27 protein-coding genes and 1 pseudogene are annotated in these 25,050 nt (G+C 32.9%); 8 read left to right on the plus strand and 20 right to left on the minus strand.

Features of this window, described 5'->3' with window-relative positions; all coding sequences use genetic code 11:
- Positions 1–14: 14 nt before the first annotated feature.
- The 3 genes from MHH66_RS14500 to gabT form a co-directional block, all read right to left on the minus strand.
- Entirely contained in the window at positions 15–899 is an 885-nt protein-coding gene (locus MHH66_RS14500; RefSeq protein WP_063219533.1) for a GNAT family N-acetyltransferase, read from the minus strand.
- 205 nt (positions 900–1,104) lie between these two features.
- A complete protein-coding gene (locus tag MHH66_RS14505) occupies positions 1,105–1,794 on the minus strand; it encodes an MOSC domain-containing protein (protein WP_016095303.1) in 690 nt (229 codons plus the stop codon).
- 14 nt (positions 1,795–1,808) lie between these two features.
- Positions 1,809–3,134 (minus strand): 4-aminobutyrate--2-oxoglutarate transaminase, encoded by a 1,326-nt coding sequence (gene gabT, locus MHH66_RS14510; protein ID WP_078185835.1) that lies wholly within the window; start codon positions 3,132–3,134, stop codon positions 1,809–1,811.
- 129 nt (positions 3,135–3,263) lie between these two features.
- On the opposite strand from gabT, the gene MHH66_RS14515 reads away from it, so the two are divergent.
- Positions 3,264–4,166 (plus strand): LysR family transcriptional regulator, encoded by a 903-nt coding sequence (locus tag MHH66_RS14515; RefSeq protein WP_100248671.1) that lies wholly within the window; start codon positions 3,264–3,266, stop codon positions 4,164–4,166.
- A gap of 308 nt (positions 4,167–4,474) precedes the next feature.
- On the opposite strand, the gene MHH66_RS14520 is transcribed toward MHH66_RS14515, so the two are convergent.
- From MHH66_RS14520 to MHH66_RS14530, 3 genes are all read right to left on the minus strand, one after another.
- Complete coding sequence (locus MHH66_RS14520; RefSeq protein ID WP_078185834.1) at positions 4,475–4,735, minus strand: heterocycloanthracin/sonorensin family bacteriocin; 261 nt, start codon at positions 4,733–4,735, stop codon at positions 4,475–4,477.
- Between the two features lie 1,400 nt (positions 4,736–6,135).
- Positions 6,136–6,387 (minus strand): DUF3947 family protein, encoded by a 252-nt coding sequence (locus tag MHH66_RS14525; RefSeq protein ID WP_002136277.1) that lies wholly within the window; start codon positions 6,385–6,387, stop codon positions 6,136–6,138.
- 1,208 nt (positions 6,388–7,595) lie between these two features.
- Positions 7,596–7,853 carry a hypothetical protein gene (locus tag MHH66_RS14530; RefSeq protein ID WP_078185833.1) on the minus strand — a complete coding sequence of 86 codons (258 nt, stop codon included), beginning with the start codon at positions 7,851–7,853 and terminating at the stop codon, positions 7,596–7,598.
- Positions 7,854–7,855: 2 nt separating this feature from the next.
- Here MHH66_RS14530 and MHH66_RS28620 point away from each other — a divergent pair.
- Positions 7,856–7,945 (plus strand): annotated as a pseudogene (locus MHH66_RS28620) (tyrosine-type recombinase/integrase); the annotation flags it as partial.
- A 98-nt stretch (positions 7,946–8,043) separates the two neighbouring features.
- Here MHH66_RS28620 and MHH66_RS14540 read toward each other — a convergent pair.
- Positions 8,044–8,307: a hypothetical protein gene (locus tag MHH66_RS14540; RefSeq protein WP_063219539.1), complete on the minus strand. Its 264-nt coding sequence runs from the start codon at positions 8,305–8,307 to the stop codon at positions 8,044–8,046.
- A gap of 35 nt (positions 8,308–8,342) precedes the next feature.
- Complete coding sequence (locus tag MHH66_RS14545; protein WP_078185842.1) at positions 8,343–9,485, minus strand: C45 family autoproteolytic acyltransferase/hydolase; 1,143 nt, start codon at positions 9,483–9,485, stop codon at positions 8,343–8,345.
- Positions 9,486–9,861: 376 nt separating this feature from the next.
- On the opposite strand from MHH66_RS14545, the gene MHH66_RS14550 reads away from it, so the two are divergent.
- Positions 9,862–10,293, plus strand: coding sequence for a hypothetical protein (locus MHH66_RS14550; protein WP_063219540.1), 432 nt, complete (start codon positions 9,862–9,864; stop codon positions 10,291–10,293).
- 107 nt (positions 10,294–10,400) lie between these two features.
- Here MHH66_RS14550 and MHH66_RS14555 read toward each other — a convergent pair whose 3' ends face one another.
- A complete protein-coding gene (locus MHH66_RS14555) occupies positions 10,401–11,444 on the minus strand; it encodes an aspartate-semialdehyde dehydrogenase (protein ID WP_078185915.1) in 1,044 nt (347 codons plus the stop codon).
- Positions 11,445–11,573: 129 nt separating this feature from the next.
- On the opposite strand from MHH66_RS14555, the gene MHH66_RS14560 reads away from it, so the two are divergent.
- Positions 11,574–12,443 (plus strand): LysR family transcriptional regulator, encoded by an 870-nt coding sequence (locus MHH66_RS14560; protein WP_061675808.1) that lies wholly within the window; start codon positions 11,574–11,576, stop codon positions 12,441–12,443.
- Positions 12,444–12,556: 113 nt separating this feature from the next.
- Here MHH66_RS14560 and MHH66_RS14565 read toward each other — a convergent pair whose 3' ends face one another.
- The 3 genes from MHH66_RS14565 to MHH66_RS14575 form a co-directional block, all read right to left on the minus strand.
- Positions 12,557–13,162, minus strand: coding sequence for a PRK06770 family protein (locus MHH66_RS14565; protein WP_002085644.1), 606 nt, complete (start codon positions 13,160–13,162; stop codon positions 12,557–12,559).
- Between the two features lie 256 nt (positions 13,163–13,418).
- Positions 13,419–14,060: an AAA family ATPase gene (locus tag MHH66_RS14570; RefSeq protein ID WP_061688797.1), complete on the minus strand. Its 642-nt coding sequence runs from the start codon at positions 14,058–14,060 to the stop codon at positions 13,419–13,421.
- Between the two features lie 17 nt (positions 14,061–14,077).
- Positions 14,078–14,974 carry a CPBP family intramembrane glutamic endopeptidase gene (locus tag MHH66_RS14575; RefSeq protein WP_078185916.1) on the minus strand — a complete coding sequence of 299 codons (897 nt, stop codon included), beginning with the start codon at positions 14,972–14,974 and terminating at the stop codon, positions 14,078–14,080.
- A gap of 382 nt (positions 14,975–15,356) precedes the next feature.
- Here MHH66_RS14575 and cspD point away from each other — a divergent pair, with 382 nt between their 5' ends.
- Both cspD and MHH66_RS14585 read left to right on the plus strand, forming a co-directional pair.
- Positions 15,357–15,560: a cold-shock protein CspD gene (gene cspD, locus MHH66_RS14580; RefSeq protein WP_002012849.1), complete on the plus strand. Its 204-nt coding sequence runs from the start codon at positions 15,357–15,359 to the stop codon at positions 15,558–15,560.
- Positions 15,561–15,646: 86 nt separating this feature from the next.
- Positions 15,647–15,832, plus strand: a complete 186-nt coding sequence (locus MHH66_RS14585; protein ID WP_000286202.1) for a cold-shock protein — start codon at positions 15,647–15,649, stop codon at positions 15,830–15,832.
- 43 nt (positions 15,833–15,875) lie between these two features.
- On the opposite strand, the gene MHH66_RS14590 is transcribed toward MHH66_RS14585, so the two are convergent.
- Positions 15,876–16,427: a GNAT family N-acetyltransferase gene (locus tag MHH66_RS14590; protein ID WP_002031946.1), complete on the minus strand. Its 552-nt coding sequence runs from the start codon at positions 16,425–16,427 to the stop codon at positions 15,876–15,878.
- Between the two features lie 230 nt (positions 16,428–16,657).
- On the opposite strand from MHH66_RS14590, the gene MHH66_RS14595 reads away from it, so the two are divergent.
- Positions 16,658–17,206 carry a hypothetical protein gene (locus MHH66_RS14595; RefSeq protein ID WP_016102030.1) on the plus strand — a complete coding sequence of 183 codons (549 nt, stop codon included), beginning with the start codon at positions 16,658–16,660 and terminating at the stop codon, positions 17,204–17,206.
- A 65-nt stretch (positions 17,207–17,271) separates the two neighbouring features.
- Here MHH66_RS14595 and MHH66_RS14600 read toward each other — a convergent pair whose 3' ends face one another.
- From MHH66_RS14600 to MHH66_RS14620, 5 genes are all read right to left on the minus strand, one after another.
- Positions 17,272–18,672, minus strand: coding sequence for a protoporphyrinogen oxidase (locus MHH66_RS14600; protein WP_078185917.1), 1,401 nt, complete (start codon positions 18,670–18,672; stop codon positions 17,272–17,274).
- Between the two features lie 60 nt (positions 18,673–18,732).
- Positions 18,733–19,461 (minus strand): alpha/beta fold hydrolase, encoded by a 729-nt coding sequence (locus MHH66_RS14605; RefSeq protein WP_002141734.1) that lies wholly within the window; start codon positions 19,459–19,461, stop codon positions 18,733–18,735.
- Between the two features lie 114 nt (positions 19,462–19,575).
- Positions 19,576–19,725 (minus strand): aspartyl-phosphate phosphatase Spo0E family protein, encoded by a 150-nt coding sequence (locus tag MHH66_RS14610; protein ID WP_002012842.1) that lies wholly within the window; start codon positions 19,723–19,725, stop codon positions 19,576–19,578.
- A gap of 241 nt (positions 19,726–19,966) precedes the next feature.
- Positions 19,967–20,917 carry a hypothetical protein gene (locus tag MHH66_RS14615; RefSeq protein WP_078185918.1) on the minus strand — a complete coding sequence of 317 codons (951 nt, stop codon included), beginning with the start codon at positions 20,915–20,917 and terminating at the stop codon, positions 19,967–19,969.
- Between the two features lie 486 nt (positions 20,918–21,403).
- On the minus strand, positions 21,404–22,021 hold the full coding sequence (locus MHH66_RS14620; protein WP_002031957.1) for a helix-turn-helix domain-containing protein: 618 nt from the start codon (positions 22,019–22,021) through the stop codon (positions 21,404–21,406).
- Positions 22,022–22,135: 114 nt separating this feature from the next.
- Between MHH66_RS14620 and MHH66_RS14625 the strand changes: the two genes are divergently transcribed.
- Positions 22,136–23,026 (plus strand): DMT family transporter, encoded by an 891-nt coding sequence (locus tag MHH66_RS14625; protein ID WP_078185919.1) that lies wholly within the window; start codon positions 22,136–22,138, stop codon positions 23,024–23,026.
- A 201-nt stretch (positions 23,027–23,227) separates the two neighbouring features.
- Here MHH66_RS14625 and MHH66_RS14630 read toward each other — a convergent pair whose 3' ends face one another.
- Together MHH66_RS14630 and MHH66_RS14635 are read right to left on the minus strand one after the other, a co-directional pair.
- Complete coding sequence (locus MHH66_RS14630) at positions 23,228–24,133, minus strand: DUF2935 domain-containing protein (protein ID WP_078185920.1); 906 nt, start codon at positions 24,131–24,133, stop codon at positions 23,228–23,230.
- 305 nt (positions 24,134–24,438) lie between these two features.
- Complete coding sequence (locus tag MHH66_RS14635; protein WP_002168410.1) at positions 24,439–24,951, minus strand: GNAT family N-acetyltransferase; 513 nt, start codon at positions 24,949–24,951, stop codon at positions 24,439–24,441.
- Between the last annotated feature and the right edge of the window lie 99 nt (positions 24,952–25,050).

The raw sequence follows: 25,050 nt of genomic DNA on the forward strand, positions 1-25,050 counted from the left end.
ATTTAAATTAATATTTAAAACTCAGTTAATACCGGGAATTTATAACCTTTAAAATCTAATTCTTTATTACTTCGAACCATTAAATACTTACTAGTCTGTAATTCTGTATATTGTACATCATCAATTCCTAATTGATCTGGGTAAAAATAAAATTCAATCTCCGTAAATTCCCCAGGGATTTCCTCACATAATTCATCTAAAATCGGAATTACCGGCGCAAATACTCCAAATAATTTTAGTTTTTGATTTTCTACTGTAAAAATAATCAGCGCATCTAATTTCTCTGAATAATACAGGTTTTCATTCCATGTTGAATCATACATATTTAAATAAAATGAAGAGCGGTAATTTAACGTTGAAAATTTATTAGAAAGCCTTTGGCCATTTTCAATAATCTCATATATTAATTGTCTATCCGCTTCATTATAAAAATCTAACTTTTTAAGTTGAGAATCCTTATTACTCTTGTTTTCGTATGATACTGTCATCAAATATTCTTGCACAATTTGAAAACCAAATGGTTTATATAGTTCCGGATTTTCAGTAAACAAGACCGTACACTCGAATTGCTCATCAATTTCCTCTATCATCTTACTAAACAATTGTTTCATTAATCCTCGTCTACGATAATTCGGATGTGTCATTACTGATTGAATACCCGCTGCATTTATTTTTTCACCATTAATTAAAAGCGGAAGTGAAAATGCCGCAACATTTGCAATCGCTTTATCATCTTGTAAAAATGATAATGCTTTATATGTATAATCCCAATACCCTTTCTCCGAAAAATCATTCAATGTTTGACTTGTAATCCCAAACACTTCTTCAAATAAAGGAAATAACTGTTCTCTTCTCGGTTCTTCTAATAGAAAGTTTGCCATTTTTTCAACATTCCCCATGTTGTCCCTCCATACGTCGATTCCATTAATTTAGATATACTTATATGACCTGCTCTCAAAAAATAGGCCTTTCAAATCAATATAGTATCATAAAACTTTTAAAAATGGTTTAATTTATTTTATGTTTTGATTAGTTTATTATATAAAAATAGTGCTTTCTAATTAGCTTTTACTAATAGAAATGCACCATTTATAAAAAAAAATTTTACTCTTTCGTTCCTTCAAGCCTCTCCTTCGTATTAATTTCTTCTCCACTCATACGCTTTTCAAATGTCTTTCTCCAACTAGTAGAAAGTGCATTTACTTCTAAAATTCTTTTTAATCCTTCAATATTTAGTTTTTCCTTATGCATGATACGATTAGCAAACGCTACTGTAACACCTTTTTGATCAGACTCCAGCCGTTTTAACGTATCGACTGGTGATACCCACCCTTCTTTTAATACACGAAAATAAAACCCTGTGTATCCTGTATCTTGAAAATATAATGGCAACTTTGGAATATTATATTTCTTCGCTAATTTAAAACAAGGCTGTCTTGGTTGCGTTATTTGTACAATCGCTTCTCCAAATTGAAACATGTCCCCGATACAAACATCCTCTTCTCGCATTCCTCTTACCGTTATATTTTCACCGAAAGCTCCATATACAAGTTCTTGATTCAACTCTTTTTCCCAGTAAGGATAGTGGTCACCAGTATAAACACAAACCGCTTTATCTACCCCTCCATGATGAACTAAATCCGCCTGTCCGTCTCCATTAAACTTTAAAAATGATAAAAAAACAGGTTCCTTTACTTGCTTTTTATTTATCCCTGTTTGAATTAACTTCCCACCATACATAACCTCTTTTGGAAATCCTATATTTAAAGATAGGATTTCATATACTTTAGTCATTCAAATCCCTCCTCTTAATTGCGGCACAACTTTTCAAAAGACTCATTTATTATTTCAAACCCTCTATCTATTTCTTCGTTTGAGATAACTAGAGGTGGTAAAAAGCGTAGTACATTATCAAATATCCCCGCTCCAATACTTATAAGCCCATTCTTCCAAAAATCTTCAATTAGCTTTACTGTTAGTTCTTTTGCAGGTTCTTTCGTTATGCGATTCGTTACAAGTTCCATTGCAACCATCGCACCGATTCCACGAACATCACCAATCACTTCGTACTTTAATTGCATTTGATGTAGATGTGACATTATTCTATTTCCAATTTGCTGAGCCCTTTCAACTAGATTTTCTTCTTCCATTATTTCAAATACAGCAAGACCGGCTGCACATGATAACGGACTCCCGGCAAAAGTTCCACCAATTTGTCCTCTCCCAGGAATGTCCATCAACTCCGCACGACCGACAATAGCACTTAATGGTAAACCGACAGCAATTGATTTTGACAAAGTCATTATGTCAGGTTCTATATAAAAATGTTCCGTTGCAAACCATTTCCCTGTTCGGCCAAATCCAGTTTGCACTTCATCCATTATCATTAAAATACCGCATTGATTACAAATTTCTCGTAATCGTTTTACAAATGAAATGGAAGGAACAATAAACCCACCCTCTCCTTGTACTGGTTCCATTACGATTGCTGCTACTTGTTCAGGTGATACTTCTTCTAAAAACCTTTCAAACTGATAGATGACTTGAGAATCCACTTCTTCAAGAGAAGCTCCTTCTTCAGCTCTGTAATAGTACGGATACGGCAATATATGCATGTCTGAAACGAACGGACCAAATCCTGCTTTATATGGATTTTCTTTGGTCGATAAAGACATTGTCATTAATGTTCTCCCATGAAATCCTCGTTCAAATGAAATTATTTTACTCCTCCCTGTTACTTTACGTGCGATTTTTACAGCATTTTCAATCGCTTCCGCACCACTATTGGCAAACATCGTTTTTTTCTTACTTGTACCTGGCACTTTCTCATTAATTTTCTCCGCTAAAGTAATATAATTTTCATATGGAGTTACATGAAAACAAGGATGTATAAATGATTCTGCTTGTTTTTGTACCGCTCTTACAACTTTCGGATGACAATGTCCAACATTTTGCATACCAATTCCACCAGCAAAATCAATAAACTGATTTCCATCTACATCTGTTATTATCGCTCCCCTTGCTTCTTTTACATATAAAGGCGTTAAATGATATATTCCTGTCGGTACAGCCTCCTCATACCTTTTTTGAAGTACTTGTGAATAACTGCCCGGTAATACGCTAGATTTCAACAATTTTTCTTCACCTCATCTAATTTTTTAATCAATCCATTTCTGATAAAATGATTATAAATCCCACAAAACCATTGTTCAATTCAATTATTTATATAATAATGATAGGTATATCCTATGATTAAACTTGAGGTGATTTCAATCGAATTACGACAATTAGAATACTTTTTAGCTGTTTCGAAAGAATTACATTTCACAAGAGCAGCCGAGAAATTAAATATTTCACAACCTTCACTAAGCCAACAAATACGTGCATTAGAACATGAAGTAGGCATGCCACTTTTCGATCGAATTGGTAAAAAAATATCTTTAACTAAAGCAGGAAGAGTTTTATTATCGCACAGTAAAACAATCTTTCACGAAGTCGAACAAGCTCGTTCTGCCATTCAAGATTTAAATGGATTACATCATGGTTCCTTAACAATAGGATCTTTGTTAACCGTAGTAAATTATTTACTACCACCAGCTATATTAGATTTCAATAAGCAATATCCAAATATCGAACTCTCTGTGTTGGGGCTTCGTACAGGAGAAATTCGTGAAAAATTATTACAAAATGAATTAGATATTGGTATTACATTTCTCCCGGTGCAAGATAAAGAGATTGTTTCTATCCCACTATATAAAAGTGAACTTACATTAGTTGTGCCAACCAGCCATTCTTTAACTGAACGTAAGTATGTATCTATTGAAGAATTACAGGACTATCCTTTAATTCTTCTACCTAAAAATTTCTATTTAACAGAACTAATTACATCTCATTGCCAAAACTTTAACTTTAAACCAAGGCCAATTTTAGAAATTAGTACAATGGAATCTTTAATTCAAATGGTCGCACAAGGTATGGGGATTACCGTGTTACCAAAACCGTATATAGACTTTTTGCAAAATGAGCACATACAAGCTATTAAAATTGAAAACCCCACTCCAACAATAGATCTAGGACTTATTTATAGAAGAGATAAATATATGTGCGCTGCTACCCGGAAATTTATTGAGCAACTCAAAATAACAGTACATTCTTTACAAAAATAAGCATAAAAAGAGATTATCCTATGCAGCCGTTACACAACGACCTATTAGAATAATCTCTTTTTATAATGATATAAAACATTACATTTTATGGTTTCTTTTCTAATAACCTATTATTCATTATAAGTGCTAAATTATTATCGTATTATTAAGCTACACATCAGCGATATTTTATGTCTATTTCGTATAGGTGTTAGCAAGTCCGTTTGCAAACTTGTTAGCACATTTTTATAAAAATTATATAATGCTTCACAAAGTAGGAATCCGTTTCGATCAATCTTTTTTCAAAATGGATTCCTTTTTGTCTCTTATCAATATTCAAATGTTACAGTAGTACCATTAAAACCATCAAAACAATTAGAGCAACCACCACAACCAAAACAACTAAAGCAACCGAAGCAACCAAAACAACGGAATCCACCACAACGACCACCGCCACAGCCGCCACAGCGACGAGCATCATCTGTAATATAGTAATATGGATATTGGTTTTGCTGGTCCCAATACACAATATTTCCAGGCTGATAATCATTAAGGCTTAACGCTTGTAGTTCTTGTTGAAAATTATTCATCTTCATGACCTCCGTTTATAAACTAAAACCCCATCGATACTTTCCTATATTTCTGTTCGTTAAATCTAAGTAGAAATAGCGCTATAAAGTGAAACTTTAATCAGTAGGGGTTTTGTTCATCCCCCACTGATTATTAGCCCGCACCAATCGGGCGTTTACGGGCAGCAGGGCTCCCACCTAACTTCTTTGCTCCAGTTGAATTTTGAGGTGGGAGTTTTACTGCCCACAAATAGCGGGCTAAACTAAGTTCAATACGTACACCAACAAAATATGACCTATCACTAGATGATGCACCTTGTTCATATGCCTATTTTTAGGTTATTTTTACTATGGGCTCATTTTTATAAAGTGAAACTTTAATCAGAGGGGGTTTACGAGCAGTTAATGCGGGCTAAATGGACATTATAAAATATGAATTTAAACAATAATATTTAGATTTATGTCATCATTTTCTAGTTCTATAGTCGTATATTCCATAATTTTGTTTGGTCATCTTCGTATTTCCAATATGCACTCCCATCTTTATTTTTCTTCGCTTCAATATCTGCTATATCAGAGCTAATTTTATAAGTATTTATAATTAGTGATTTCTGCTAAGAAAAGTCTATTTTTATGAATGGCAAATCAGCGATGTTTTATGTCTATTCCGCATACGTGTTAGCACTTTCTTATATTTCTTCTATTGCATACACCTTCATAATTTCAATATATTTTCCCTTATCACATGGACATGGTTGCTCTCTTCTATATGATTCTTCCCAGCTCATTTAAACACACCTCTTTAACTACTTAATTTATATTATTATATAAAAAAGCCCTGCCACAAGGCAGAGCGAGTAAGATGGATTACACGTATCATATAACAATTTATATCAGTAACTGAACACTGTTAAACAGTGTTCTTTTTTGTTTAAATTAGCGTTGTTGTTCAAAATATCCCGAAGTTGTTATATATTAAAAGTGCGACATACGTTCTACATTAAACCCTTCCCTATGACTTATGTTTGAGTGCTAGGAGAAATCCTAGCTTTTATTTTCCCCTCTGAATAAAATCTAAAATTCCGTCATTTAAATACCAAACTCCGAATTCCCCTTGGAGATGAGCAGTCAGCTTTTGCTAACTGCTTTTTTTACAAATAATAATTAATTTACCCAAGAGCATTTCAAAAGATTTTCGTATGATATGGTGTATTCCTTTCTTTTGAGTGAATGATCTCGTCATGAGAGCACTTTATTAAGTGCTCTTTTCGTGTTTCAAATACATACAAAATAAAATTTTTATATTAACCTTAATTACACATTTAATTGAATATTAATTCATCAGATACAAATCATTTCTTATAAGGGCGCTCTGTACTTGCGCCGTTATATAAATATTCAAATTTATTCCCCGCATATTTTTATAAGTTGTATACAGTTCCATATGGAATTGTTGAAACAGAAATTCCGTATGGTGTAATATGATGCATTGGATAATAATACTCCATAGATGAATAGTACGGTTGTATGCCTTGCTGTATTTGTTGCATTTGCTGCTGTGCTTGTAACGCTTGTTGAACAGCTTGAATTGTACTTTGTGCTCCGCTATACGTAATACCCGCCGTACCATACGGACGCATTCTATCTCGGGTATCAAAATATGAATAAAACATTATTATTCAACTCACTTCCATATAAGTTATTACAAAGTATATTATGAGTATTAATTTCAGTGAGTGCTAAAAACTAGTCCACTAGCTTTTATTCAAATAACGTTTTTGTTCAACTGCCTTTTTTTAATCTCCACGCCTTATCAAAATATAATCTTATATATCTTTCTACTTATTATGATGCAAGTGTCTACACTAAATTGTTAGACAAGCATAAAATAAATTAAGTCTAATAATAAAGGAAAAATAAATATGCAAAACCGTTACATGCTTACAGTCAAACTCACCTCATTTAACGAGACAACGCTGACTGGCATTACTATAGAAGGTATCACGCTGACAGCGAACGTCACGTTAAGAACAACCTATCATCAAGCGATTCTCAATCGATTTCCCCCTCAGGACCCAGTTCGTCCCCTAGTCGTGAGCTATAACGTAGCCGTCAAATCTGGCAGAAAATCTGCTATCTTGAATGCCGTGACGCAGCTCGCGAATGCTGGGGTAAGCGCGCAGGTTCGTCTGGATTCCTGCAACAATACCGTGGCATCCTTCCGTCCCGTTCCCTCAATAATATAAGTCAGATACCCGTCACAATAGGATAACGACTGTGACGGGTACGAAGCTGTTCGAGTGAATAGCCCTCAAATTTGTCCCGATCCCATTTCCCTTCACTCCTTGAATATTTTTTCAAAACCAATACATACTATTTTCAAGCCGCCGTATCCACGGCTAATACTTCTTTCTTTTGTTACAGCAGAAGCAGGTAGATTCGTCACTTATCTGCTTTCTCTGTATATTTTTTTAAATATCGAAAAGACTACCTACAAGCTGTTTGAACTAGCAGCTTCACTCTTCTTGTAATGGGAAAGCAATTTATCACAATTAGCTAACTCATTCGACTCACTGGCAGACAACCAAAATTGTTGTCTGCTTTTTGTATGGAATTTTCCATTTTGCATATACTACTTTTGAGCCTGTTTACCAATGCAAGCCATTTTGGTGTTTTGAATTCCGACTAAGCTTTTTTGTTGCATAGATTATTACATCTTTGACAACACTGGTTAAAAGCGCGCTTTCTGGTTATTCGTAGTTCTAGTCCAGAATAATTTTTCTCCTATAAAGGACAGTAGGTACGACTGCTCGTCCTTTTTTACTTATATCGCATACTCTCCCTTTTGACAGCTATGAACCACATTGCCCTCTTCATCGAATTAAGCAATTTCCCAATAAGGGTGGCAGTTGTACACTTCTATTTCCCCATCGAACAAAACGAACAAATTAGTTTTCCAGTTTCCAATGATCGTACCCCACTTGCCAGCTACATTTACTCGCATACCCATGTAAGCAAAATGTAGATTTCGGTGGTTCTGCATTTTCTTGAAAGCTTTTTCCGCGCTGTACATCTGCTTGATGTCAAAAACACCTTCGTTCTCGCACTTTACAAACTTCATGAATTCTGTCATTAGCATTTGATATCTCTTTAACTTTAAGGGTATATTCTCATGTCTTACCCAATATGCAAGAAGATGCAGTGAAAACATTCACGAAGAGTATATTTTGATATGTGTTTGCAAACACATATCGAAATGCTCAAAAGCATTGATTTAAAGGCATCTATAGCACATTGAAATAAAACATTACATATAAACTCATATAATTTTAGTGCACCTTTTTTGAGATTCGAATATATTTTGTAAAATACGCCCCCACTAGCAACAATATGATTGAGACTAGCCAAGTAAAAATACCGCCAAAATGAAGCCAATATGCAGACAAATTTAAAATTGCAATTAAAAAGAAACAAATAGAAGTTAATGCACTTTTTAATCCTTTTATCCCCGCTTTTTTTCTTTTTTGATAAGTTATATACATCGAAGCGACTAGAAAAAGGATTAGAACAATTGGTAACATAGCTTGTAGCAATGGCAATCCCTCCTGTCTATTCCCGCCCCTTCATTTTACCATCTTATTCCTTTTTGATCTTTAGGAGTCATTTCATTTTTCTCTTCTCTCCAAAAGTCAGCATAAGTTTTATTTTTAAACTTCACATTCACTTCGGAAAACGGAAGGCTTTCTCCAACTTTCAATGAGTACCACTCGTTTAAAAGTGGCGATCCGAAGCAAATATTCAATGTACGATCCTGTAAATCAATTAATACAGAATGCAAAGTCCCAAACCATTCTTCATAATTATGCACCGTCACCCCGATAGGATATTCTTCTTCTACCAATCCTTTTAAAGATTCCATGCTCACCTGTTCATTTCGATTTAAATGCTCATGTAAAATGCGATATCTTTTTGTAGATTGTTCTAATTTCCTATTATTTAATTTCTGAATAGGTGAACTGACTGCATGGTTTGTTGATACGGTAAAAGCTTGACTTTCCTCATTAATTGTTGTTATTGATTTATGCCCGTCAAATATTTCAATATGCGCTGCGTTTAAAGGATCAGCTACAATTATATTAATATTACTTGCTATAGGCATTTCTTTTATTAAAGATGTAGCTTCATGCGTATTTCTACATTTCTCCAATATTACTCGAATTACCGCAAAACATTGCAAACCATTTACCATCGGTTTTCTTAAACCTTCAATATTCCCTACAGGTTGACCACATGCTGAAAATGTAATAGATAACCCATGCTCATTAACTCCTTCTGTTCGGCCAAAATATTGAGTAGAAAAGCCACTATGTGCATATGCACCTTCAACATGCGTCGAACAAAAACGCATATCATCTATTTTGGGTGATAAATCAAAATTTCTTAATACATATGTATGCTTTAAATCAGTTTTTTTAGGTAATACTGCACAATGACTACAACCTGCTTTTAATAATGTCTGATAATAATACATCATATTCCTTGAAGGAATTTTCAATACTTCGCAAAAGCCTTCAATTTCTTCATTAATTCCTGGACAATATTGTTTTAGTACATTTCTAGATTCTGTCCAATGGCTATCTGATATTAAATTTTCTAGCTGCATAAATTGTGGAATGAGATACGGATGATTTTTCACAAACTCCCCTTGCTGTTTTCCAACTTCATAATGACTTCCTTTTAGCGATGAAAAGTACCCCTTTACTTGATACACCATAATCTCCCCCTCATATTGAATATATTCCATATCATACCAAAACACTTTTGTTCATTCTTGATGTTTTTTGCTATTTCCCCCATCACAACCACGGTTTTCCTTTTCAAAAGGCATTATTTACTGTCTAGTTAAAACCTTGTTAAGATTACCGTAAGAATAGACTTTTAATAGGTTGTAAAAATAAGTTCAACATTACAAAACTAGATTTAATAATATCAAATGGATAATACTCTACATCGAAACTTCTTATTTGCGATCAACTATTTATTGAAACGAGCAAACTTGTATTTATAGGATTGCAAATAGCCACATTTTACAATTAATGAATAAATTTTTTACTCATCCATTTTCATGGCAAAAGGAGTATATATTAATGTGTAATAGCAAACCAGTTGATGAATTGACTATTGAAGACTTGAAACAAAACCCGATATGGGAATGGGAAATAGATGAAGAGGAAAATGAAGAGTGCGATGAAACGTGGGTAAAACCAGTGGAAACTATAAATTTCACAGAAGAATTAAACGGTTCAATAGTACTGGGCGAATTAATAATACATAATGATGAGAAATTCCCTATGATGTGTAGTATTGATATTGAAAATAACGAGGTATTAATTAGTCCCATTGTTTTTTATAACGAAAAAGAAAATGAGTATTTTGCTATAGAAGATGTAGTGAAAAAGGTTGAGATGCCAATCTCAATTAATATTTATCTCACAATTAATGGAGAGCCTAGATTTTTAAAATTCTCTGCAAATAAAATTGATATTTATAAAAACACTATAAAAACTAACTTAAATTAAATTCAAATTGAAGTTAGGAGAATACTCATTAAGTAAAAAATGGGAAACCATTATAATTAATGGTTTCCCATATATCCTCCTATTTTCAATGTTTATATAAATTTATACTAAATAATCCCCTTTTCCACCAATGTCTCTGCGATTTGAACTGAGTTCCAAGCCGCACCTTTTAATAAATTATCAGAAACAATCCAAAGATGGAATCCTTTTGGCGTATCCGGATCTTTGCGTATTCTACCTACAAATGTATCTCTTTTACCCTCTGCATATAATGGCGTTGGATAAATTTGTTCACTAGGATTATCTTGTAAAATAACACCTGGTGCATTCAGTAGTACTTCTTTAATTTCTGCAACGGTCGCTTCTTTTTCAAGTTCAATATAAACTGATTCAGAATGCCCCGATACAACTGGAACTCTGACGCAAGTAGCTGCCATTTTCAGATTTGGATCTTCTAAAATTTTCTTCGTCTCTTGAATCATCTTTACTTCTTCGAATGTGAAATCATTGTCTGTAAATATATCCACTTGCGGCAATACATTAAATGCAATTGGATAATGTTTTTTATCTTTTTTCACTGGTAATATAGTGCTCTTCAATTCTTCACCTGTAAGCATTGACTTAGCTTGTTCTTTTAATTCATGAATCGCATGAATTCCTGAGCCTGATACGGCTTGATACGTTGAAACAATAATTCGTTCTAAACCAAATGATTTTCGAATTGGCTGAAGAGCTGTTACCATCTGTAGTGCTGAGCAATTCGGAACTGCAATGATCCTTTTATGTTCCCTTAAAGTATGTGCATTTACTTCTGGAACGACGAGTGGTACATCGTGTGCCATTCGGTATTCACTTGTGTTATCAATTACGATTGCACCACTAGAAACTGCATGATTTACATATTGTCTAGAAACTTCTCCCCCAGCGCTAAAAAAGGCAATGTCTACACCTTCAAAACTAGTTGATTTTGCCTCTTGTATTTTAATCTCTCGTCCTTTAAATTGTACTATCTTACCAGCAGATCGTTTTGACGAGAGTAATGTAATTTCTTCTATATTAAATTTCGTTACTCTCTCTAACAATGCAATGATTTTTTGCCCTACTGCGCCTGTAGCTCCAACTACAGCTACATGATAGCTCTTTTCACTCATTTTTTCTCCTCCAATTTCAATTGAATGAATTTCTCCACAACTTAATTTTAAAAGAAATTTAATGATTTGAAAAATTGAAATACATGATATAATCATTCACAAATCATGATAATAAAAGAGGTATCATTTATGGAAATGAGACATGTTAAAACATTTTGTGCCATTGTTAAATATGGTAGCTTTTCTAAAGCTGCTCATGCATTAGGTTATGCGCAATCTACTGTGACAGCCCATATTAAAGCATTAGAGAACGATTTAAACATTCCTCTATTCGATCGATTAGGAAAAAAAATACTTCTTACAAAAGCAGGTCATCAATTTCATCCGTATGCATTAGAATTACTTACTATTTATGATAAAGCGCAAGAAATCCCTCAAAACAGTGACCATTTAGAAGGAACATTAACTATTACATCTAATGAATCATTGGCAGTGTATCGATTACCACAATTATTACGTACTTACAAACAGGAAAATCCGAAAGTAAATATCGTACTTGAGACAAATACCAATGGGCAAGCATTGAAAAAACTACATGAAGGAGAAACCGATGTTATCTTCATAATTGGAGAAAGTATAGAGCATAATGATTTTATTACGTGTAATTTATGTAATGAAACATTTGGATGGATTTTCCCTGCTCATTTCCCTTCAAACACTGATCCACTCCTTTTATTACAAGATACTCAATTTATATTTACTGAACAAAGCTGCGGCTATAGACCGATGGTAGATCGTTTTTTACGTCAAAGCGGGAATATTCCCGCTAAAACATTCGAAACTTCCAATGTTGAAGTCATTAAACAATCTGTGATGTGTGAGTTAGGAATTTCAATTCTCCCTTACATCGTTGTACAAGAAAGTTGTCAAAAAGAGCAACTCTGTTTTCAGCCCATCGAAACTCCAGCAGTCATTCAAAGCCACGTAATCTATCATAAATCTAGATGGATATCACCAGTTTTACAATCGTTTCTTACATTATTAGAGAGAATAGAATAGAAAAGTAAGCGAGTAATAACAAAAATGAGTAACTGCTCTAAAAAGCAATTACTCATTTTTATTAAAACATTTGTGTTCATAACAATACAGGTGTTTCAAAATCAATATGTATATTATTTATTAGCTTGTACCTCACCTGCAATTAATTTACTACCTGAATATGTACCTTTTTGTATAAAAACTTGATTAATTAATTCTTTTTGCTCCTTTTCTGACATTACTCCTTTCCCTTCTCCTAAATTCCCACTTTGTAATTTCCAAATCTTGTTGTGGTCTACATCAACCTTTTCATATTTTCCTTGTTTCCATCGTTCTAAAATATCCACATATGTACTTTTTTGTGCAACATCATTACTATTTATAATTTCGAGTAAACTTTCAATACGTTCTTGTGTAATAAAAATATAGCCCCATTTTTGATCAGCTTTCGTTTTTTGATGTGCCATTTCATGTAGGGCTGTCTGTATGTTCTCATCTGTCCACTTAAAATTTTTATTAAAACCACTATTCGGTAATGAATGATTGCCATTTTCTAAAAGCTTTGCATCTTCAGCTTTTACATTACTATCAGCTAGCACTTCTACTGCCGGAGCGGCTGGTGATGCCTTTTTCGCAGCTGGTTTACTATTATTCAGATAATACAGCATACCATACGTTACACCTACCCCGATTACCGCCATACCAGCTATAATTCCTATGATTTTAAATAATGTTTTCATCTTGCTTGTTTCCTCCCAAATATCTCTGTTCTTACTACCTCATTATTTCTTATATAAAACAGTTCCTTCATTCAAAATAGTTCATCCCATCCCCTATCATATTATTTATATATATTTCCTTATATTGTATTTCTTTTTTTGTGAAATTGAAAGATTATTCTGTTAAAAAATAAAGATATTCTACAAAATTTCCCTTTATATTTATATGGAAACAAAAAAACAACGAGCGCCTTCTAAAACACTCGTTGTTTTTACTTTATGCACGATTTTCTTTTAACCACTTCGTAATAACATCTAACCTCGAAACATCAAAACGTCTTTCTTCACATACTTTTAAGCTGTTTAAACTTTTCACAATTTCTAATTCATTCGACTTTATACTTTTTGCTTCAATCAATTTACAGTACCCGTCTGTGACGGTATTGAGATTTTCATAATAACGCTGAAATGCTTTAGATATATGTAAATGTTTTTCAAAGTTTCTTCTTTTTTTCGTCCCATCAGACTCTTTCCGTTTTCTAAGCTCTTCATCACTTGTATATAAATAAAAATATTGATCTGGAAAACCAATTTCTCTATTTATCATCTTTTCTTTATAAAAGTTTTCTATTAAAGATAACGGCTGATTAAATATATCAAAATGAAAACACCAATTATAACTAAGTGGCTGATATATATCTCCATCGAGTATTACTAATTCATATTGCTGCGACTTCTGCACTGCTATATTCCAGCGCTCTACTTGTTTTTCAAAATACCATGTTCTATGTTCATTTTTTGGTCTTTCAAATAAAAAATTCACTTCAGGTATAATGAATGCTCCATAATTGTTTTCTAGTTCACGGCATGTGCTACTCTTACCAACAGCACTCGCTCCCTCAAACGCTATAATCCCCATAGTTTCTCCCACTTTCATTAACTAAAATCTCGTTGTTTCGCTCTTCTCCCCCATAACTGTCTCCATAAAACGATTGAAGCGATAGAAAGCATTATTGTTGTAATGATACTACCTTCAATACCAAATGAGCCTCCATGAAGGACTTCATTGCCATTTGTTACAGGTTTAAATAGTGGTGTTGAATATATCGTCATGCCACTAACTGCAAAACCATAGACATTATATTGTGCCCAATTCCAAATGGAATGCCATGCACAAATCCCCCAAAGACTACTGTCCTTTAATACGTAAAAAGCTGCAAATACACCAACTAATATTATATTCGATATTGAAAGGATTGTAATACCAGGATTAAGTAAATGCAGAAAACCAAATAAAAAGGACGTCACTATAATCCCAACCCATATACGACTTCTAACAGAAATAACTGGAAATAACCAGCCTCGTACAATAATTTCTTCCGTTGCGCCTTGTATTAAAAAAGCAATTAAAGATCCTACAATACCAAATATGGCGGTTGCCGTAATTTGTTGCATTTGTAGTTTTACAATCCCTGTTAATATAAGCACAATTACTGGTATTGAAATGAAGACAAATCCTATTAACGCACCTCTCAAATACTTTCTCATCCATTGCACTTTCCAAAAACCAATGGATGAAAATGACCTTTTCTCTACAAACCTAATCCATAAAAAAATAAAAAATATAGCCCCACCAAACGTTAATATCATCTCAATATTATTATAAATTGCCTTTACAAATGATGTATCCGCTTTCGGTAAAAACAGCATAAACAACATGAAAAATTCACCTAAAGTTAAAAATACAATTGCAAGTATAACAGCGAAAATAGGATGAATTTTTCTTCTTCCTTCTTTTGCTGCTTCAATTATTTTAAATTGTTTATTTAGCAATATTCTATCCTCCTTATTATTGTAATCATCTGTATTCTTAAAATATATATCGTTTCCCTTAAACATATTTTTTAAAATAAATGATTTCTGTTTGGAATAAATTCAGATTAGGAATAATATATAAATAAAAGAGATGTCTTCGTGCCTTTTACCAGTATCGCCCAATTCATTCACTGATATTACCAGCACTTGCTATTTCCCACCATTTGTTGTAGGATAGTAATTAAGGTCAATTTAGCACTATATTTTCTTTGCATATTATCAAGTATCAATCAGGAATGTTTTGTACTCCTTATGGATTTTTGATAATATGTGAACTTTTATTTTCAATCGAATAAGGCCGATCATATTGTAATCTTTTTAAATTTTAGGAGGCATTACCATGACATTAACAGGTAAAGTAAAATGGTTTAACAGCGAAAAAGGTTTCGGTTTCATCGAAGTTGCAGACGGTAGCGACGTATTCGTTCACTTCTCAGCTATCACTGGCGACGGCTTCAAATCTCTTGACGAAGGTCAAGAAGTTAGCTTCGAAGTTGAAGACGGTAACCGTGGACCTCAAGCTAAAAACGTTGTAAAGCTATAATTCAATCAATAAAAAGGTTGTTACCAGCTCGGTTAACAACCTTTTTAATATATAACTAAAAATTTTTACATAAAAGGAGTGGTTACATGTATCGCAATCGAAAGAACGATGTAGCAGAAGTACCACCAGAACAAACCCCTGTTTGGGAATGTGAATCAGAGGATTGTTTAGGATGGATGAGAAAGAACTTTTCATTTGAAGAAGAGCCTAAATGCCCTTTATGTAAAAGTAGTATGAAAAGCGGAGAACGTTTATTACCTAAAATAGGTTGATTTTTACAAGCCCCTCTTATTTTAAATAAGAGGGGCTTTTTTATTAATAATGAATATCCTCTACATCTGTTCGTACAATAGAATACATTAATGCATCGTGTTGTTTATTTCCTTGATGAATGTATCCACGTAACAGCCCTTCTTGTTGAAAACCTAATTTAGATAACATATTACACGAAGTTATATTTTCAGGATATGTAATAGCTCCAATTCTAAATAAGCCTAAATCTCGAAATCCATAAGTAATAATTTCTCGAGCAGCTTCAGAAGCATAACCATTCCCCCAATAACGAGGATGCAAATCATATCCAATCTCTGAGCGTTTACTCCAAAGTTGTAAATTATTTAATCCAATTGTTCCTACTAAATTATTTGTGTCTTTTAATACAATCCCCCAACGCATTGCCTTTTTCTCAAAGTAATTTTTTGAAAAAGATTCAATCATACGTGAAGCTTGTCCAAACTCAGTAAAAGAATTCATACCGTAATAACACGTTACCTCATCTAATGAGAATATTTCATATATTTTTTGACAATAAGATTGTTCTATTTCAACTAAGCGCAAGCGTTCTGTTTCTAACATAGGAAATACCATAGGATCACTCCTTTCTCTCTACTCATTTATTATAGCAGAAAAAGTATTTATAATTAGGAAAGTCCTTAATGTCCCACAAATCAAATATTTCTAGCGATGTTTATCCTCTTAATAATATATAACTTCGTTGTATTTATTAATTCCCCTCTAAAAACCACCCCTAATTTATACCTTCTCATGTTAAAATATAGAAAAATAGTAAATATTTCTTACGGAGGTGCTTAAACTTTATGTATATTTTCATTGGCTTATCCCTCTTGCTCATTTTACTCATTTTTTTATTCGCAAAAAAATTCACACCAAACTCATTTATGATGACAAGTTTTAAAGGAAATAGCTTTAAGACATTTTCAGTTGGCATATTAATCGCTGCTACACTCTCTCTTTCATACGGAATGTATCACGCAGCAACATATCAACCTAGATATTTAGATATTAAATTGCAAAATCAAAATTTCACTGTTTTTGGTAATGTTGGTGAGTTTGGTTATTTCTCAGAAGAATTACTAAAAAAAGATGCAGAAGTTGAACTGTATTTTGTCTCTTGGGAAACAATACAATTAAATAATCCAGAAATAATAGTAGACTACCCTTCAGGCAAACAGGAAACATGGAAGCCTAATATAACATTAATTCCTACAAATAAATTAAAAGAAAAACATAGTATTAAAGAACTTTATCGGCTCTCACCGTATTCATTTGAAGAATCTGGAAAAACAACATTAACTATTAAAGAGAATAAAGCCAATCATAAAAAGATTGTAATTAATGTTAAATAATCATAAATAAAATGTCCCTCCATTATGTTGGAGGGACATTTTATTTACATATGTATTCAATATTATTATTTTGACTGTTCATTCAATGTCGTAATTATTTCATTGGCAGTATTCTTTCCGTTTCCAATACAAGCACCAATTCCTACACCGTAATATGAAGCACCAGCTAAGTATACATTAGGATAAAGCACGGCCAATTTTTCTTGTAATGATTGAACAGCTTGATTATGTTCTAAATGATATTTCGGCATTAAATCTTTCCAATTTGTAACTTCAATTACTTCCGGTTCGCCTTTAATTCCGAGGCTCTTTTCAATATCATATAAAGCAACTCGTACTAATTCTTCTTCACTATAACTTTTGATCGTTTCATATACTCGATTAGTGCTCTTATAAAACATTCTTACTAATAGCTTTTGTTTACCAGATGTATGTTTCCACTTCCTGCTTGTCCATGTGCAAGCATCACAATGTAAATCACTGTTTTCCGTTACGATAAAACCTGTGCCGTCAGCCGGTAGTTGTTCATCTAGTATGTCAAAACCTAAGTAAATACTTATAAGCGATGAATTTTTAAATTTATTAAAATGCTCATTTAACTCATTAGACTGTAATAACGTTTGTGCGATATCATGTGGAGCTGCTAAAACGACATAATCAGCTTGTATTGTCTCATGATTTGCAAAAGAAACCTCATACCGATCCCCTTTTTTACTTATCACTGTTGTTACAGCACCTTTATTAATGACAGTCTCCGTCAGCACTTCTTCTAAGCGATTAATAATCGTAGATAGTCCACTTTTAAATGATACAAACTTTTTATTTCCTGCTGACTGAAATTGTTTTTTATTCTCTTCAAAACCTTTAATAATACTTCCATATTTATTTTTATACTCAAGTAAATATGGTAACGTAGATGCCATTGTAAGCTCATTCAATTTACCAGAATATACACCTGACAGCACAGGTGCAATTTGTCTTTCCACTAATTCTTTCCCTAAAAAGCTTTCTAAAAATACAGCAAGTGATGTATCCTTTGTAAACTCCTTATTTTTCGTAATAAAATCTTTTAAAGCAACGATTTTCCCTTTTTTTGAGACTAGCGTACTGCTAAATAATGATTCAACACTCATAGGAATCCCAAATATAGTGTCAGCAGGAATTGGATGTAATATGTTATCAGAGTATATGTAAGAAATACCTGTTTCGTTATATACCATTTCATTTTCTAAATTTATATCTTTTACAAGCGGCAAAACATGTTCATTACGAGCTACAATAGAATCTGCTCCAGATTCCATAATAAAATCATTTTCTTCCACACTGTGGATTTTACCACCTAAATACTCTTCTTTCTCAATAAGGATTAAATTTAAATCTATATTATAATCCTTCTTTAATTTTTCTAAATAAAACATAGTAGAAAGTCCAGTAATACCTCCACCGATGACAACGACTGTTTTCATATTTGCTGCGCCCCTAACCGATACAATTAATAATTCCTTTATTATTATAACCAAAAATTATCATAGTCGACTAGCCGCTTGCGCATTCTGTAAGAAATTAGACAATATATATGAATATATTTTAGGCTGATCATTATGCACTAAATGACCTGCAAACGGAATAACAGCAATATGTATATTGTTGTTTAATTGTTTAAACGTTGTAGCGGCTGTAACTTCATCTGCTGAATCTCCCCCAACAATACACAGTGTAGGTACTTGAAGATTAGCTACATCACCTGTTTCATGAAATGGGTACCACTCCTTAACTTGCCACGATTTCAGCAACCCTTTCCAATCACTTTTTACATGAATTTGATTCATATAAGTTACAACTTCTTCATTTTCCATCAACTGTTGATGACACTTTACTTCATACTCCTGAGACTCTTCCCAATTATCTCGCTCAATAGGAAAGATACCTGAAAAAGTTAATGTCCTCACTTTATCTGGATATTTTTTTGCAAATAATAAAGCGGCTATCCCCCCTAGTGAAACACCCGCTATATGACAACTATTAATTTGCAAATGTTCTAGTGTATCATTCAAATCATCAGCAGAGCAAAGAAAATAATTATCTAATGTACCTCCTGATTCTCCATGTCCCCTCAAATCAGGACGAATTACTTTATATTGTTTTTCTGTAAAAAATTCTACCTGTTCTTCAAACTCTACTAAACCTGTCATACCACCAGAATGTAAAAGCACAATTGGTTCCCCTTCACCTGAAATATGCGTATGTAGTATCATTTATCCCCCTCCTTTAAAACTGAACATTCTATTTATTGGTAGTATATCGAATATATTTCTAAATTACCAAATAAAAAAGAACTATAACATATTCAACTCACGTCATAGTTCTTTCTATTTTAAAAACATAAACCAGTTTATTAATTTGTCAATTTCTTGGCTGAGTGCTATTACTTTTTCATGTTGAAGTCCATAATTTGAGACTAGATTCAATAATTCTTCTTTTTTCAATTCAATTATTTTTTCTAACTTCACTAATTCCATGTCGTCTTTATTCGCTCCAATTTCAAAATATATGTATTTTAGTATAGCCTACTTACATAATAAGTAAAAGTCTCATGCTAATGTAAAATCTTACATATTTGAAAAAACAATATACTACTAACAAAAAAAGAGACTTAAACTAAGCCTATTATTACAGGTCATTATAATTTTCTACCATTTTTTATAAATATGTTAGTTTATGAATGTGTACCATTTACTATTAATTTAAAGTTAGACACTTTTACTCATTAATAATACAACAGAATTTCTCAAATGTTTTATCTTTATATTCTGGAACCCTTGTTAAGTGATCAAAATAACTATATGAAAATTTAAATATGTGTCCAAAATCCCAATTAAATTCGCTGTAGTCTTTAAGCCAGAATGCATTATCTAGCGGAAGTGTATCAACTTGTTTTGCTTTTTTAAGAGGTAAACGATCTACAGGAGAATTCAATATTATTTGGGCATTCGGCATTAAATTGCGACTTTTTCTAAGTACATAAACTAGCTTTAATAGTGGTTTTATTCCTCGTTGAAATAATTCTATATGCCCTAAGTCATATAATATATTAATCGCATGTGAGAAGGTAAGCATATGACCAATTAAATCGTGATGTGATTCTGCCTTATATATAACGTCAAATTCAGATAATTCACTTAAAATAAAATCAGATAATTGCTTCGGGTTTTTAATTTCGCTTTGAATCTCCTCATCATTTATAATTAGTTGCTTTACTTCTTTAGTTGTAAAACCAATCCAAGATCTACCGGGAATTGTTTTTTGAAACGATAATATAAGGTTTGCTATATTATTAATATCTTGCTCACTCCCCCAATGACTTAACTCCTTAATAGCTAGTAAACTTAAAGAAGCGTAAATTACATTATGACCAACCCAATGGAGTTCATCAATCGTTTGTTCCAAAGATTTAATTATCGTTTCTTCAGCACTTTGATAATCGACACCTTGTTTATTATCAATTGTTTCGCCTAACCTTTGCTTATGGAGCATCATTTTCGCTTGAGAATAAATGTTACAGGCAGTTTTTTCATCAATGTTATTGTTTTTCGTAAAAAAATAACTAGCAATGGCAGCTGCTCCGAAATGTGCATGCCAAATATCATTTGTTTCTTTTTTACATTGAGATATAATTGAAAGCCCATCTTTTAATACACTTATATTTTCCATCTCTCTTATCCCCTCTAAACCCTAATAAAAATGGTTTTTTAGCATCTACAAAGTCGGCAAAAAGCCAGGTGAAAACTCTTGAAAGGTTTCCTCCTTTACAGTTATAAATTAAAATTGCCCCTGTCGCTCAACAAGAATTAAATTTGCTTCTAATAATATTTTGAGATGATACTTATTCATCCCTAATGCAGTCTCAATCTTCCACAATTGTGTTTGTTTTGATTATGAAATAAATAACGAACAATCTCTCGTTTTACTCCTGCCAAAGCCTTAAAAATTTTCACTCTTTTTTTATCTGAATTATTTGGTTTGATAGTCATGGAACTATCTTATTTTTTTGTCAAATCTCTCATCTTCTTAAACATACAAAGTGAAAATCAAATGTGTATGTATTTATAGATAGTTGTTTTATTATATACGCGAATCTTTATGTAATTGATACTTTCTATTATGTTACCACTTAGTATGTATCCTTAAGCTACTTCCTTAGCTTAACGAAGGTGTTAATACAAATAAGATGTGATTCATTTCATCACTCTTATTCAAAAATCTATGTTTCACGTTCGGTGGAATACGCACAACATCTCCTTCTTCTAAAAAATATTCATTCCCTTCCAATTCCACATACACTTCCCCTTTCATTACAACTGCAATTTCTTCCTTATCTTCGTGGGAATAATGACTTTCTGTTGTATTTGCATATCCGTTTAAATCCATCATTAACATTTCAATGCGAGCTTTCATAAAATCTGGTGTTAACACATCATAAACAATATGATCATTATTTTCTCGATATACTTTTTTCCGATCTTTCTTCTTAGAAATAAGTGAGTCTGTATCAATATCATTAATAAAAAGAGTAAACAGCGGTACATTTAATGCTTTCGCTATTAATTCCAATACATTTAAAGAAGGATTGGCATGTCCTCTTTCAATTTGACTAATAAGTGAAGTACTGATTCCTGCATAATCAGCAAATTCACGAATTGTCATATTATTTTTCTTACGATAACTTAAAACAGTTTGACCTAGCCGATAATGAATCATTGTTACAACTTCCTTTCGTCCATCATAATACATCTTTTGTCCCTTTTGTGCTGACATACTAAACAGTGGCAATTAATCCTTCCTTATTTCATCTTAGGCTTATATACTAACTTTTGTACATTATATTATATACAGTTCATTATAATAAACAACCAATCGGAGGGACAAACTTTGAAATCACCTATTCTTTCATATTTCATCTTATTTTTCGGCGTGTTCGCCTTATCTACTTCAGCTATCTTCGTAAAAATAGCCGATGCCCCTGCAGCAATCACTGCTTTTTATCGATTATTGTTTGCTACGGTAATTCTTTTACCGTTTCTAATATTTAATACAAACAATCGCAGCGAACTTCGCTCATTATCAAAAAAGCAATGGGGATTTGGAATCTTATCTGGATTATTTCTAGCAGCTCATTATGTACTATGGTTTGAATCATTACAGTATACTTCTGTAGCAAGTTCTACAGTTATCGTAACGTTGCAACCTTTATTTTCAATGATCGGTGGTTATTTTTTATTTAAGGAACGGTTTACGAAAGGTGCAATTATAGGCTGCCTTATTGCAATTTCAGGAAGTATCGTGATTGGGTGGCAAGATTTTCAAATTAGTGGTGAGGCTTTATACGGCGATATTTTAGCTTTTATTGCTGCTGGCGTCATAACAGCTTACTTTTTCATCAGTCAATATGTTCGTAAAGACCTATCCCTAATACCGTACTCGGTAATTAGTTATGGCAGTAGTTCACTTTTTCTCGGTATATTTGCTTACACACAGCAGTCATCTTTCTTCAATTACAATGCACAAACATGGTGGTCCTTTATAGGTCTTGCATTCATTGCAACGATTTTAGGACAAACAATTTTCAATTGGTTATTAAAATGGATGAGCGCTACTATTATCTCAATGAGTATTTTAGGAGAGACAATTGGAACTTGTATTTTAGCCTATTTCATTTTAGATGAAACAATTTCTTTACAGCAAGGACTAGGAATTCTACTTATTTTCATTGGATTAGCAATATTTTTATTACAACCGAAACAATCAAATCACAATTTATAAAGTGAAACTTTAATCAGTGGGGGTTTTGTTCATCCCCCGCTGATTATTAGCCTTCACCAATCGGGCGTTTACGGGCAGCCCGACTCCCACATAACTTCTTTGCTCCAGCCAAATTTTGAGGTGGGAGTTTTACTGCCCACAAATAGCGGGATAAACAAGAAAAGCATGACATTAGTTTGCCATGCTTTTCTTGTTTATTTATTATTGCGGAGATTGTTCCACTTGCTTTTGCTTTAGCCTTTGCTCCAATACATGAATCATGAAGAGGAAATGCTCTGCCTCTCTTGTAACATGATCAGCAAGCAATGGATTTATGACATTTCGGATTTGACATGTTTGAATTAACTCTAATCCTGCTTTTTTGAAATCCCTTAACTCAACAGTGGCATTTTCACTATCTTTATTCATTTTTCCTATAATCGGGTATGTCGGTTCTTTTTGATATAACATCGATTCAACATCTCTAGCTTGATTAAGCAAAATTTCGAAATCATCACCGAATTTCAACGCTGTATGAACAAGATTTCTTTCCGATTGATCCAGTAATGATCCAATAAAACGTGAGTGTTCCATCATAATACGCAGCCAGAAAACATTCTCACTAATAATCGCATCTTGAATAGGATCCATTTTCCCTTCGTTAAACTTTTGAAGTGTCCGCATAAAATATTCTGCTTCTCGTGCAACATGATCCACTAAAAGTGGAAAATTAAACCCTTTCACTTTACAATTGATGATTAAAATTAGTAAGTTTCTTTTATAATTACGAAAAGCATACACTAACTGAATGCTCTCTTCATTTAATTGCCTTACCGCTTGAACAGTTTGTGGAATAGTAAATGCTTTTTGCAGCTGCCTATCAAACTGATTATAAAACTGTTCTACTTGCTGAATTAAATTTTTATCGTTACGATTAAACCCCTCACCAAGAAACAAAGCATGCTCTTTCATAATACGTAACCAAAATCTATTTTCAGTTATAGATCGTTCAATAAATAATTGTTCTGTTAATGATTCAGGTGGAGCTGCTTTCAATTCCGGTGGCAACAGCATAGCCCGCTGTGGGTCCATAATAAAATGTCCAGGAATAGGTTGGTCTGTCGACATTACAATCACTCCTTGTTCCTTGAATGCGCAATTATGCTATGTATGAAAATAAATAAAATTTAAATATACTTATGCGATGGTTTTTTCAAGGTTTTTGAAATTTCCACATATGCATTCCCCTTGCACATAGAAATAGATTCTATTAAGTCATATGCTTTCCAGATCAAGATGATTCCTAATGCTTCATCCGTTAAAACATTCGTTAAATAAAAATTGCTCTTTATTTTTAACAAACTAAAAAAGCATGGTGTCCTTTTGCCATACTTTTTTCAAAACAAATCGATATTTCTGTTCAATTTACACCCCTATTTATTATGTACAATCAAACCATTTGGTCTAAAACGACTCATCATGATTTCGTTAACAAAATTCCCATGAGCCTTCAAATTCCCAACCTTTACACCCTCTTCGATAAATCCAAATTTTTCATATAATACTTTGGCTCTAGGATTCGTTTCTAATACACCAAGTTCCACTCGTTCTAACATTAGCCAATTATCAGCTAAATCAAGCATTTTTGTAAGAAGTGCTTTTCCAATTCCTTTATTGTGATACTCACTATCTACTCCGATGAATAAATCACCCGAGTGAGATCTTCGCCCTGGACTTTGGGTTAAACCGACAAATCCAACAACTTCTCCATCATATTCTGCTACAAATTCAAATTGATTCTGTGCTAAATTTCGAATTCTATTCTCCATTGCATCTACACGCATACTAGGTAAGAAAACCATATAAGGTAAAACATCATCTTGTATGCATATACGATGAATTGCTCTAGCATCTTGTATTTCTACTGCTCTAACGTTAATCTCCATCTTTCTCCCCTCCATTCAAATATTCATATTCTAATATCCCATATTAAAATCCTGCCAACCCTTATTTCTTTGTGTTATTTTTATATAATTATTTCGATA

Source organism: Bacillus sp. FSL H8-0492 (genome assembly GCF_038006145.1).
In the GTDB taxonomy this organism is placed as follows: domain Bacteria; phylum Bacillota; class Bacilli; order Bacillales; family Bacillaceae_G; genus Bacillus_A; species Bacillus_A mycoides.

What these genes read in the sequence shown, in the direction of transcription:
- MHH66_RS14550 (WP_063219540.1), top strand. Translation starts at nt 9,862, where the DNA reads ATGTGTAATAGCAAACCAGTTGATGAATTGACTATTGAAGACTTGAAA.
- MHH66_RS14520 (WP_078185834.1), bottom strand. Translation starts at nt 4,735, where the DNA reads ATGAATAATTTTCAACAAGAACTACAAGCGTTAAGCCTTAATGATTAT.
- MHH66_RS14615 (WP_078185918.1), bottom strand. Translation starts at nt 20,917, where the DNA reads ATGGAAAATATAAGTGTATTAAAAGATGGGCTTTCAATTATATCTCAA.
- MHH66_RS14630 (WP_078185920.1), bottom strand. Translation starts at nt 24,133, where the DNA reads ATGTCGACAGACCAACCTATTCCTGGACATTTTATTATGGACCCACAG.
- MHH66_RS14505 (WP_016095303.1), bottom strand. Translation starts at nt 1,794, where the DNA reads ATGACTAAAGTATATGAAATCCTATCTTTAAATATAGGATTTCCAAAA.
- MHH66_RS14530 (WP_078185833.1), bottom strand. Translation starts at nt 7,853, where the DNA reads ATGCTAATGACAGAATTCATGAAGTTTGTAAAGTGCGAGAACGAAGGT.
- MHH66_RS14565 (WP_002085644.1), bottom strand. Translation starts at nt 13,162, where the DNA reads ATGAAAACATTATTTAAAATCATAGGAATTATAGCTGGTATGGCGGTA.
- MHH66_RS14605 (WP_002141734.1), bottom strand. Translation starts at nt 19,461, where the DNA reads ATGATACTACATACGCATATTTCAGGTGAAGGGGAACCAATTGTGCTT.
- MHH66_RS14500 (WP_063219533.1), bottom strand. Translation starts at nt 899, where the DNA reads ATGGGGAATGTTGAAAAAATGGCAAACTTTCTATTAGAAGAACCGAGA.
- MHH66_RS14590 (WP_002031946.1), bottom strand. Translation starts at nt 16,427, where the DNA reads ATGGTATTTCCTATGTTAGAAACAGAACGCTTGCGCTTAGTTGAAATA.
- MHH66_RS14595 (WP_016102030.1), top strand. Translation starts at nt 16,658, where the DNA reads ATGTATATTTTCATTGGCTTATCCCTCTTGCTCATTTTACTCATTTTT.
- MHH66_RS14635 (WP_002168410.1), bottom strand. Translation starts at nt 24,951, where the DNA reads ATGGAGATTAACGTTAGAGCAGTAGAAATACAAGATGCTAGAGCAATT.
- MHH66_RS14555 (WP_078185915.1), bottom strand. Translation starts at nt 11,444, where the DNA reads ATGAGTGAAAAGAGCTATCATGTAGCTGTAGTTGGAGCTACAGGCGCA.
- MHH66_RS14610 (WP_002012842.1), bottom strand. Translation starts at nt 19,725, where the DNA reads ATGGAATTAGTGAAGTTAGAAAAAATAATTGAATTGAAAAAAGAAGAA.
- MHH66_RS14585 (WP_000286202.1), top strand. Translation starts at nt 15,647, where the DNA reads ATGTATCGCAATCGAAAGAACGATGTAGCAGAAGTACCACCAGAACAA.
- cspD (WP_002012849.1), top strand. Translation starts at nt 15,357, where the DNA reads ATGACATTAACAGGTAAAGTAAAATGGTTTAACAGCGAAAAAGGTTTC.
- MHH66_RS14560 (WP_061675808.1), top strand. Translation starts at nt 11,574, where the DNA reads ATGGAAATGAGACATGTTAAAACATTTTGTGCCATTGTTAAATATGGT.
- MHH66_RS14620 (WP_002031957.1), bottom strand. Translation starts at nt 22,021, where the DNA reads ATGTCAGCACAAAAGGGACAAAAGATGTATTATGATGGACGAAAGGAA.
- MHH66_RS14600 (WP_078185917.1), bottom strand. Translation starts at nt 18,672, where the DNA reads ATGAAAACAGTCGTTGTCATCGGTGGAGGTATTACTGGACTTTCTACT.
- MHH66_RS14570 (WP_061688797.1), bottom strand. Translation starts at nt 14,060, where the DNA reads ATGGGGATTATAGCGTTTGAGGGAGCGAGTGCTGTTGGTAAGAGTAGC.
- MHH66_RS14525 (WP_002136277.1), bottom strand. Translation starts at nt 6,387, where the DNA reads ATGTTTTATTCATATTTTGATACCCGAGATAGAATGCGTCCGTATGGT.